9 protein-coding genes and 1 pseudogene are annotated in these 11,142 nt (G+C 55.1%); 9 read left to right on the forward strand and 1 reads right to left on the reverse strand.

Annotation, left to right across the window (positions count from 1 at the left end):
• Positions 1-43 precede the first annotated feature (43 nt).
• Positions 44-526: an Lrp/AsnC family transcriptional regulator gene (locus tag ACRQ1B_RS20065; RefSeq protein WP_432295769.1), complete on the reverse strand. Its 483-nt coding sequence runs from the start codon at positions 524-526 to the stop codon at positions 44-46.
• A gap of 248 nt (positions 527-774) precedes the next feature.
• Between ACRQ1B_RS20065 and ACRQ1B_RS20070 the strand changes: the two genes are divergently transcribed.
• The 9 genes and pseudogenes from ACRQ1B_RS20070 (at position 775) to ACRQ1B_RS20110 (ending at position 10,995) form a co-directional block, all read left to right on the forward strand.
• A complete protein-coding gene (locus tag ACRQ1B_RS20070; RefSeq protein WP_432295771.1) occupies positions 775-1,749 on the forward strand; it encodes a GHMP family kinase ATP-binding protein in 975 nt (324 codons plus the stop codon).
• A 79-nt stretch (positions 1,750-1,828) separates the two neighbouring features.
• Positions 1,829-2,776, forward strand: coding sequence for a PLP-dependent cysteine synthase family protein (locus ACRQ1B_RS20075; RefSeq protein WP_432295813.1), 948 nt, complete (start codon positions 1,829-1,831; stop codon positions 2,774-2,776).
• On the forward strand, positions 2,773-4,008 hold the full coding sequence (locus ACRQ1B_RS20080; protein WP_432295772.1) for an ATP-grasp domain-containing protein: 1,236 nt from the start codon (positions 2,773-2,775) through the stop codon (positions 4,006-4,008). The genes ACRQ1B_RS20075 and ACRQ1B_RS20080 overlap by 4 nt, the downstream gene beginning before the upstream one ends.
• Positions 4,005-5,492 carry a lyase family protein gene (locus tag ACRQ1B_RS20085; RefSeq protein ID WP_432295774.1) on the forward strand — a complete coding sequence of 496 codons (1,488 nt, stop codon included), beginning with the start codon at positions 4,005-4,007 and terminating at the stop codon, positions 5,490-5,492. The genes ACRQ1B_RS20080 and ACRQ1B_RS20085 overlap by 4 nt, the downstream gene beginning before the upstream one ends.
• 85 nt (positions 5,493-5,577) lie before the next feature.
• Positions 5,578-6,339: an SDR family NAD(P)-dependent oxidoreductase gene (locus ACRQ1B_RS20090; protein ID WP_432295775.1), complete on the forward strand. Its 762-nt coding sequence runs from the start codon at positions 5,578-5,580 to the stop codon at positions 6,337-6,339.
• Positions 6,340-6,412: 73 nt separating this feature from the next.
• Positions 6,413-7,450, forward strand: coding sequence for a beta/alpha barrel domain-containing protein (locus tag ACRQ1B_RS20095; protein WP_432295777.1), 1,038 nt, complete (start codon positions 6,413-6,415; stop codon positions 7,448-7,450).
• The gene (locus ACRQ1B_RS20100) at positions 7,447-8,736 is read left to right on the forward strand and encodes a phosphoserine transaminase (protein WP_432295778.1); all 1,290 of its coding nucleotides are present in this window, start codon (positions 7,447-7,449) and stop codon (positions 8,734-8,736) included. Before ACRQ1B_RS20095 ends, ACRQ1B_RS20100 begins: the two co-directional genes overlap by 4 nt.
• Positions 8,723-9,565 (forward strand): HAD-IIA family hydrolase, encoded by an 843-nt coding sequence (locus ACRQ1B_RS20105; RefSeq protein WP_432295779.1) that lies wholly within the window; start codon positions 8,723-8,725, stop codon positions 9,563-9,565. The genes ACRQ1B_RS20100 and ACRQ1B_RS20105 overlap by 14 nt, the downstream gene beginning before the upstream one ends.
• A gap of 240 nt (positions 9,566-9,805) precedes the next feature.
• Positions 9,806-10,995, forward strand: a pseudogene (locus ACRQ1B_RS20110) (IS3 family transposase).
• Positions 10,996-11,142: the final 147 nt, after the last annotated feature.

Below are 11,142 nucleotides of genomic sequence, written 5' to 3' on the forward strand. Positions count from 1 at the left end.
CATGTCTCGGCAAGATGACGAGCCTCCATCCTAAGCCGAACAATCATCCACTTGGCTTGTACCGCATGACATCAACCTTTGTGTCGTTCTTCAATCGGTTCATCACCATCAAGGTTTTGAATTTTTTGACCAACTTGTTGGAGAAGAACATCTCGCTAGCAAAGCTTTCGTATTCGCGCATGTCGAGAGTTGAGACAAAAAGGACGTAATCCGTTTCCCCCGTCACCAGATAGCATTGCTTCACCAACTTATGGGAGACGACGTTTTGTTCGAACTCCTTCATGCTTGCCGTGTCCTCCTCACTGAGTTCCACTTCGACGACAATCATCAAATTGCTGCCGATCTTTGCCGGGTCGACAATCGCAACGTCCCCAATGATGACACCTTCCTCCCGCAACCGGCGCACACGCCGCAAACAAGTGGGTGCGGAAACGCCCACAGTATCGGCCAACTCGGCGTTCGATATCTGGTTGTCATTCTGCAGGATTGTTAAAATCTTGAAGTCTATCCGGTCCAAATCTGCCATGCGCTATGCCCCCTCCAAAACAACCTAGGCACGATTATCGTAATCGAAAAAATTATGGGAAAAATTTATTTTTACGAAAAAAATGAATCGAAATTAGAAATTACATTTCAGTAAATATGGATTAGATATTTTTGAAAGACTTGTTGATGCAGACAACAAAAATGTAATTCAGAGTATTTTTATCTTCATCTCGATAGTTATAAATTATTGTCGAGATATAAGTTCTGAATGCGATGGAGGAGATTGCATTGAAGAATGATATTCGCGAAAACAATCGCGTAGATAGTATTGATTATCTACGCTCATTATCATTCACAAAACAAGAAAAAGGCCATTATTCCTGTATCGGTCATATCGGGGAAATACTTCAGGGCGTATTTTTTGACAAATCAGGACGACTGCATCGAGGACTTATTACGCTTCCTTGCCCGACCCTAAGCGCAACCTGCAGTTTTGTTTCTGATTGGGGAGCGATATCCGTATCTCCTGCGAGCAAAGTGAAAGCCGCTTCCGCCGCACGCAGAGCTCTCGACTATATGGGACTGCATGAACGCGGCGGAACCCTGACCGTATCGTCCAACATACCAATTGGTTTCGGCATGGGATCGTCCACAAGCGATATCGTCGCAACGATCAATGCCGTCGCGCATGCTTTTGGGCGAAGGCTCGGCCCCGAGGTTGTGGCAAAGCTTGCGGTCGCAAGCGAAGTCGCAAGCGACAGCACGATGTTTCCCGAAACCGTGGTTCTCTTTGCACAGCGCGAAGGCATTGTTCTCGAGCATCTGGGTGCTCAACTCCCGGCACTGACGGTCTTAAGCGTGAATGCGGCCCCTGACCACGTGATCGATACTTTGGCCCACCCACCCGCCCGCTACTGCGACTGGGAGAAAGAGGCCTTCAGGTCGCTTCTGGCCATGGCGCGCAAGGCCGTCCTGACGGGTGACGCCTCGCTGATCGGACGCGTGGCTTCGGCAAGCGCTCGGATCAATCAGCGCTTCCTCCCCAAGCCGCGGTTTGCCGAGATGGAAAGGATTGCCGCGGCGACCGGAGCGGTCGGCATCCAGGTCGCCCATAGCGGCACCGTCGCCGGCCTCCTGTTCGATGCAACGATCATCGGTGTGGAGGATCGTGTCCGCAAAGCGGCCGAGGCGCTTACCGAAATAGACATGCCGCCCTTCATGGAGTTCCACACAAGAGAGGTCGAGTATCGCCATGCCAGTTGAATCACGCAGCTTTGCCGATCTGGAACTCCCAAGACTTTTTCGTCTGGCACCAAATCTTTACGCCGCCTCATTTCATCTCATGAAGCTTCTTCCGGCGCGATACATGCTGGATCAGGCGGAGCGTGATGGCCGACTTTTGCCCGGTGGAACCATCTGCGAGACCACATCAGGAACATTCGGTCTTGCTTTGGCCATGCTGGCAGCCGTCAGGAACTACAGGCTTATCCTGGTCAGCGATCCGGCCATAGACGCGAAGCTGAAGAATAGGCTGCGTGAGCTTGGCGCCATCGTCGAGATCGTTGAACAGCCCAGCGAAGTGGGTGGCTTTCAGCAGGCCAGGCTTGATCGCCTCGACAAGGCCATTCGCGAGAACGATGGGTGCTTTTGTCCATCGCAATATACCAACGAGGACAACCGCCGGGCCTATGGGGCCGTTTCCGAATGGATCGCCAACCGACTTGGAAATATCGATTGCCTCGTCGGCACTGTCGGTTCCGGCGGTTCGATGTCCGGCACTGCGCACTTCTTTCGATATCTCAACCCGGATCTGACTGTTGTCGGTGTCGACACCCCCAATAGCATCATCTTTGGCCAGATGGACGGCAAACGCCTCCTTCGGGGGCTGGGCAACAGCCTGATGCCTGACAATGTCGATCACCGTCAATTCGACGATGTGCATTGGGTGGATGCACCAATCGCTTTTCTCGCGACACGGGAGCTTCATCGGCAACACGGCCTGTTCCAGGGCGGAACAAGCGGGGCCGCTTGGCTCGTCGCCGACTGGTGGGCACGAATGAACCCGACGAAAACCGTACTGACCTTCTTTCCTGATGAGGGTCACCGTTATGTCGACACCATTTATGACGACGCGTGGCTCCATCGCCTGACAGATTGGACGGAATGTTTACCGCGCGAACCTGCAGTCGTCGAACATCCACAGCACGGTCACTCGTCTTGGAGTCGTTTCGACTGGGCGCGCCGCTCCTACCAGGATGTCATGCTGTCACTGGACGCGAGGGCAGCATGATGACCTCTTATGTGATTTTCATCGAAAGCAACACCAGCGGGACGGGTCCGCTTTTTTTCGAAGCAGCCCGAAATCTGGGATATGCTCCCATTCTTCTGGCCAGAGACATCACGCGATATGCGTTTCTGGACGTCACGGACATCCGCGTCATTTCCTGCGATACGTCGGATATCGGGAGCCTTCTGAAAGTTTGTAGGAATCTGGCGTCACAAGGACGGATTGCCGGGATCATGACCAGTTCCGACTATTTCGTCGAAGCGGTCGCCCGATTGACGGGTCTATTGAATCTGCCGGGCCCGCCCCTCTCAGCTGTAAAAACATGCAGAAACAAAGCGGCCTTGCGGCGCGCGCTGCAACAAGCCCATCTGGAAGTACTGCGTTTTTTCGAATGCAACCAACTCGATGAGGTGGATCAGGCGGTTCAGCACGTCGGCCTTCCGGCTGTCGTCAAGCCAATAGCAGGCTCCGGGAGTGTCAATGTCAGCCTGTGTCTGAGTACGCAGGAAGTCCGGACACGCACCGCCCAGATAATGGCAGCACAAGCTTCTGAAGGCGTGTTGATCGAACAGTATGTTTCGGGGCCGGAATATTCGGTTGAGCTGTTTAACGGCAGGTCGATGGGGATCACCCGGAAACATCTCGGCAATCTGCCGTTTTTCGTCGAAACGGGACATGACTTTCCAGCAATACTAACCGCGGAGGCCGAGGCGGACATTACCCGTCACGTGGAAAAAATCTGCCAGACAGTCGGGATCGATTGGGGTCCCGCTCACGTGGAGCTGAAACTCGACATTTCTTCGTCCCCACAGATCATCGAGATCAATCCTCGCCTTGCAGGCGGCTTTATACCGGAAATCATGCGTCTTGCCTGCGGCGTCAATGTCATCGAGGAATTCGTTCGTCTTTCGACCGGCGGCATCCCGCTCATCGAAGCGACCAAGGAAAGGCACGCATCCATCCGGTTTATTATACCGGATCGAGATGGCACGTTATATCGGATTGAAGGGATTTCCGAGGCCCGCTCCAGACCCCACATCATGGACATACAGTTCTACGGTTCCTGCCCGAACGAAATCGTCCTGCAGGGCAACTTTCGAGACCGTATCGGCCATGTCATCGCTGCCGCCGATCGCGGGGAGGATGCGGCCGCTGCGGCGCAAAGCGCACTGAGCATAGTTTCCCAGTCCTATCTGACATCCAACGGACAGCGCGTGGGCGGGGCAAGATCATGAACGCATACAGGAAAATGCCATTTGACCTTGAAGACACCGGCCGGGTCGCGGCTTCCATTGACCCCGAGGCGGCCGCGATCCTGTTCGGCGAAATTAACGACGCCACAGTGGAAAATGAACTTAACTATATGGTCGATATCGATCTGGCTCATCTGATCATGATGATGGAAGCGGGACTGATAGGCGCCGAAGACGCGATTGCGCTGATCCGACGCATCAGCGATCTGCTGGGGTCGGGATTCGCGGCGCTGCAAGGCGTTTCCGCTTCTCGCGGTACGTTCATGCTTTACGAAAGCTTGCTGATCTTCGAGACCGGGGAAAAAGTTGGCGGCATGCTCCAGGCCGGCCGTTCGCGCAACGACATGGGAGCAACAATCCTACGACTGCGACTGCGCAAGGAACTCGCCGTTTTCGCCGAAGGGCTGATCCAACTGCAAAAGTCATTGCTTGCCAAGGCGCTCGACGGCCTGGAGATAACACTGCCCGCCTATACGCATTACCAGGCCGCACAACCGACAAGTCTCGGGCATTACCTGTCCGGTGTTGCAGGAGCGCTCAATCGCGACCTACAGGCCGTATTTTACCTGTTTGATGAGCTTGACACCTGCCCTCTGGGAGCAGGAGCCATTTGCGGAACCAGTTTTCCGATCCGACCGGAAAGGACCGCCGAGTTTTTGGGCTTTCGAACGACAAATTCGCATTCGATCGAGACGATTGCCTCGCGCGATGTCATTTTGAGACTTTTGGCTGCACTGAGTGTGATTGCAACCACAATCAGCAGGCTGTGTCATGATTTTCAGCTCTGGACAACGGCGGAATTCGGCTTTTTCCAAATGCCGGACACCATGGTGGGAATTAGCTCCATGATGCCGCAAAAGCGCAATGTCTACATTCTTGAGCATATCAAGGGCATGTGTAGCGTGCCACTGGGAGCGTTCACCTCTGCCGCCATGGCCCAGCATTTCACGCCCTTTTCCAATTCTATTGCCGTTGGCACGGAGAGCGTCAAGCCGGTCTGGGGCGCAATGAATCAACTCACCAATGCCGTAAAGCTGATGCGCCTCGTGGTCCGCTCATCGGAAGCCATGCAGGAAAACATGAGCATCAGGCTGGAGAGGGGTCAGGCTAGCGCGACAGCTTTGGCGGAATGGGCCGTCCGGCGTCACCAACTCCCATTTCGCCAGGTTCATCACGACGTCGGCCGCATCGTCCGAGAAGTCGCGTCGGGCACCGACAGCCTCATCGCAGCAACCCGCCGTCTTTACCCCGAATGGGTTGCGGAGGAGGAACCTGATCTATCGCCAAGAGCAGTGCTGGCCGCCCTCGCCTATGGTGCTGGGCCAAAGCCTGAAATCTCTCAACTTGAGATTACACGCCTGTCTGACGAGACCAACCGGCTGAGTAACAGCCTCGCCGAGAAGACCGCTTTCTGGCGATCTGCAAATGAAAAGCTGCATCAGCATGCACGCGAACTGGTCAGCTGAAGGCCAATCGACTTTCGGCCGCAGGCCCAGTTCGCATCCAATCAGGTTTACGCATTTCAGTTGATTTCAGGGAGAAGATACACTCATGAATCTTTTCGATATTTCAGGAAAGACGATCGTTATTTCTGGCTCGAGTAGAGGGTTGGGAAAGGCCATTGCCGGGTGTTTTGGATCACTTGGCGCCCAGGTTGTCATCTCGTCGCATGAGGTGGATGAACTGCACGAAACGCGCAAAGAGTTCGAAACGCTAGGCTATGATGTCTTTGCAGAACCTGCTGATGTCAGAAGCGCGGAGGACACGCAGTCACTCGTTGAAAATGCCGTCAGGCATTTTGGAAAAATCGACGTGATGATCTGCAATGCCGGCACGGACATTATCAAGCCAGCCGAAACCTATGAAATCGAAGAATGGGAGCACGTTCTCTCCATCAACGTGCGCGGATATTATCTCTGCGCCAAGGCGGCGGCACAGCACATGTTGCCGCAACGACGCGGCAGCATCGTCATGACGTCCTCCATCGCGGGAGCGCTTGGCGTGCCCGGACTGACGCCCTACGCGGTCTCGAAAGGTGGCGTCAACCAACTCGTCCGCACACTCGCGGTCGAATGGGCTGACAGGAATGTGCGCGTGAATGCCGTTGCCCCCGGCTACATCAATAATTTCATGAAGGGTGTTCATGTCGACCTCGACACTCCCTACCAGCGGCGAGCAATGGCTCATACTCCGATGGGGCGAAGGGGCGAACTTTCCGAATATTTCGGACCTTATGTCTTTCTTGCCAGCGAAGCAGCCTCGTTCGTCACCGGCGAAATTCTCTATGTCGATGGCGGATATCACGCAACCTAGCGATCCATGAGATTGTAAACTCAGCCGTAACCGCAGAAGGTCTAAGCTAATGTATAGACGTAATTCCGGTGCAATGAATATTCTGGACTGCACGTTCAGAGACGGTGGCTATTACACGAATTGGACATTTCCCGACGACTTGGTGGCCGACTACCTGGCTGCCATGGCGGTTCTGCCGATTGACGTCATCGAACTTGGCCTTGCCGGCAAAGGTCCATCCGCCGGCCCGTTCGCGAACATAAACAATCTCAAAGCCCGCGAATTGCGTTTTAGCAAGAACACGATGCTGGCAGTCATGATCGATGCCAAGGACTATCTCGAATACGAGGGCAATCTTGGCGCGAGACTGGAAGACGACCTTGGCCGGAAGCTCCACGATGGGGTGGACATCATCCGCATCGCTGTTCATTACGGTTCGGCGAGCAAGTGTGGTCCGCTGGTCCAGCATCTGCTGGATCGGGATTACCGCGTTTTTCTCAACCTGATGCAGATCGATCTTGCCGATCGTCACGAGCTGCAGCAATGCTTGGCTTCCGTCCATAAAATCAATGGGCTGAGTGCCGTCTACGTGGCGGACTCTCTGGGAACAATGAAGCCTGCCCGAATGAAGGAGCTCGTGACCAGCTTTCTTGATGGGCTGGATGTCGATATCGGTTACCACGCCCACGACAATAGCGGCCTGGCCGTAACCAATGCCGTGGGAGCCGCTGCCTGCGGAAGCACGTGGCTCGACTGCACCGTGGCGGGCATGGGGCGTGGTGCAGGGAATGCCAGTACGGAGCAATTGCTGCGTGTCGCCGTTCAGGATTATTCGAAACTGGCGGAAGACCGTCTCCAGCAAGTCATCGTCGAGCATTTTAACCCATTGAGACGCCAGTTCGGCTGGGGGGATAATCTGTTTTATCAGATTGGCGCTGCCAACGGGCTCCATCCCAGCTTCGTTCAGGAGATTTTGGGCGATCGCTCGCTTTCAGAGTTGCAGATTTTTCAATGGATCAAGACGATCCCCGCCAACTCCGCGAGCTTCGACAGGACGGTTCTCGAGATGGCGAAACAGAACGTTATCGCACACGGCTTGTCCACGCGCGGGATGATGGAGAACGTGGCATGAACGACCTGTCCACAATCCGCCATCTAAGGCCGTCAGTGCGGCCGGGCAGCCCTCACTTCTCGTCGGGTCCATGTAAAAAACACCCGGGCTGGGATCTCACCCGTCTATCGACCGCACTATTGGGCAGAAGCCATCGAAGCCACACCGGAAAACGCCGTTTGCTCGAGGCCATCGAGCGTTCGCGCCAATTGCTGGGAGTGCCGGACGATTGGTTGGTCGGAATTGTTCCCGGCTCTGCGACGGGCGCCATCGAATTCGCCATATGGAATTTGCTCGGTCCAAGGGATGTTGATGTGCTCATATCGGACGGCTTTTCCGCCTATTGGGCAGACGATATCACCCGACTCATGGGCGCGCGCGCCGTCACTCATCGCGCAACCGGTTTTCACTTTCCCAGTTCCTCTAAAATCTGCGCCGAAAATGATCTTGTGATGGTCTACAACGGAACCGGGAACGGTGTCTGCGCAAAGGATCTTGATTGGATAAGGCATGACAGGCAGGGCTTGGTCATAGCTGATGCTGCTTCTGCCGCGTTTTCCATGCCGTTGGATTTCTTCAAACTGGATGCCGTAACCTGGTCCTGGCAAAAAGGGCTCGGAAGCGAAGCAGGACACGGCATGATCGCGCTTGGGCCAAAGGCATTGGAGCGCGCTGCCTCCCACACCGTCAACTCTCCAAGACCCAAGCTTCTCAATTTTTGCAAGGCTGACGGCACAGTCCTTCAAAATCTTTTTGAGGGACATACGATCTCCACGCCCAGCCTGCTCGCCCTTGAAGACCTTCACTCCGCGCTGGATTGGGCGGAGGGTGTAGGGGGCCGCGAAGCGCTTTTTCATCGAGTCCAGCAAAACTATGCGGTGGTTGATGAGTGGGTCCAAAAGACCCCGTGGATCGAGTGGCTTGCCGACGAGGATTACCGTTCACCCGTATCGTTATGCTTGCGACTGGTGCATCCTTCCACCACAGACGAACGGGAGACCATCTGCAAGTCGATGGCTGATCTCTTGCAGGTCGAGGGCGTCGCCTACGATATGTTTACCATGCACGATGCGCCAGCCGGGTTTCGCATCTGGGGCGGGCCAACCGTGGAAACAGTCGATCTATTTTATCTGACCCTATGGATGGATTGGGCGTTTTCCGTCACCACACAGAAATATCAGGATCCGCCACAGATAAGCTCGACCTTCACCAGCAGTGAGATTGTAACAGGGCAACCATGGAAGCCCTATAGCTCCGGCGCTTTGGAAACCAGCAAAGCAAAGGGAGACAGCTTTGGCCACGCTTGAGCAATTGGTTGCAAACCATAGCACTCTGCTCCTCGATGCCATGGGTGTTCTGATCAACGGGAACGGACCTGTCACCCATGCCCCGGAATTCATCGACTACCTGAATCATTGCCAGAAGCGATACTTCATTCTGACGAATATCTGTGGCGACACTGAACATGGGATATACGAACGATTACGGCGCAACGGGATTCCGCTGCTTTCGGCGGAGTCGGTGATCTCGGCAGGATCTCTCGTTCGAAAATACATCGACACCGTTATGCCGACCGGTTCGACCATTGCATTTATCGGCCCGGAGACCTGCCGGAGCGTGCTTGCCACACGCTCGCGCTCAATAGTCGCTTGTGGAGAAACGCCGTTCTTTGATGCTCTGGCCCTTCTCGATGACGAGGGTTTTCCGTTTCGTGACACGCTGGAAGCGGCATTGAGTTCCTATGTCTGCATATTCGAGACAACCGGGAATTTACCAAGACTGTTGCTTGCAAATAGTGACATGGCCTACCCACGCACATCCAACAGCTACGCTTTTGGTTCGGGAATATTTGCAACAATGCTGAGTGAAGCGTTGATGTCTTTGCTGGGAATGTCACCGGAAGTCGTCTGTTTCGGAAAGCCCAGCGACCGAATGTTTGCAGAGGCGCAACGTCGCAGCGGCGACAGATCCATGATGATGATCGGGGATCAGCTCGCCACGGATATCCTGGGGGCCAACAGGTTTGGCATCACGAGCACTCTGGTTCTGACGGGGCTGAACACCCGACAGGATATCGACAGGAAACCGATCGTTCCGCACCATGTGATTGATGATCTACGCATTGAGCTTATCTAAGGCAGGTTGAGGTCCTTCAGACTGGCGTCCTTTGCTTTAACAAATTGTTTTCGCGTGTTTTTCAATCCAGAAACGGGCGGTCACTTTCGAGAGAGATGCGATAGTTGGCGGGACATCGCTTCATTGCGCCTGTCGCATAGTGGCGAGATGTGGCGCCAATAAAGGTCGATGCAGCCTGACCTTGCCCCGTCGAACTAATCCATTTTGAAGTAAGCTCTGGCCTATTGAGAGGACCAGGGAATGAAGCGCACACGTTTCACAGCCGAACAGATCATCGGGATTCTGAAGGAGCACGAGGCTGGCACGCCGGTCTCGGGAGCTTTGCCGCAAGCACGGCGTCAGCGATGCCAGCATCTATAAATGGAAGGCCAAATTCGGCGGCATGGACGTATCCGAAGCCAAGCGGCTGAAGACGCTGGAAGACGAGAACACGAAGCTGAAGCGGCTCCTGGCAGATGCGATGCTCGACAATGCTGCTTTGAAAGACCTTTTGGGAAAGAAGTGGTGACGCCTGCAGCAAAGCGGAAAGCTGTCGCTCATCTGATGGATCACCACCAGATGAGCGAACGGCGGGCGTGTAAAGCCATCGGCTTTTGCCGGATGACGATCCGTTACGAAATCAGGCGCATCGATGACCACGACCTTCGCGAACGGATGAAGGCGCTGGCGCATGAACGCCGCCGTTTTGGATATCGACGCCTTCATGTGCTGCTCAAGCGTGAGGGTCACCTTGTGAACCACAAGCGACTCTTCCGGCTTTATCGGGAAGAGAAGCTGACCGTGCGCAAGCGCGGTGGCCGGAAACGAGCGATCGGCACCCGAGCACCGATGCTGATCCCGCTTGCCGCCGATGATCGCTGGTCACTGGACTTCGTGTCGGGTCAACTCACCGATGGTCGCAGGTTCCGGGTGCTGACCGTCGTCGACGATTGCACCAGGGAATGCCTGGGCCTCGTCGCCGATACGTCTCTTTCCGGCCTGCGGGTTGCCCGTGAGCTGACCGGATCATCGAGGGACGATGCAAGCCGAAGATGATCGTCAGCGACAATGGCAGCGAGTTCACCAGCAACGCGATCCTACAATGGACGGATCGGACCAGGGTGGAATGGCACTACATCGCGCCTGGCAAACCGATCCAGAACGCCTTCATCGAAAGCTTCAATAGGCGGCTGCGAGACGAGTTCCTGAATGAAACGCTCTTCTCGTCACTGTCCCATGCGCGATCAGAGCTTTCAAACTGGCGCAGCGATTACAACGATTATCGACCGCATTCCGGCCTTGGCTGGCCGACACCTGCCGAGTTCGCCCAGACCATCAACCCGCGACGTGGTGCGGTGCTGCGCAGCCGGAATGGCTCCGCACCGCAACCCGCCGCTACCGCCCCAAATACAGCAACCCAAAACCGCTGGAGCGAACTCAAAACTGGATAAAACTTGGGGGCAAGGTCAGTACCACTCTGCCGCGAGGGATTTTTGCCAGGGCAGAGGCCCGGTCCCTTTCGGGGTTGCCTGACACGGGCCGCCTGTCGGTTCAGCCGGTTGAATATCCGATTTAGTCTAAGCCAGCAGAACAGTGCA

The organism is Endobacterium panacihumi (assembly GCF_050847465.1).
Taxonomy (GTDB): domain Bacteria; phylum Pseudomonadota; class Alphaproteobacteria; order Rhizobiales; family Rhizobiaceae; genus Neorhizobium; species Neorhizobium panacihumi.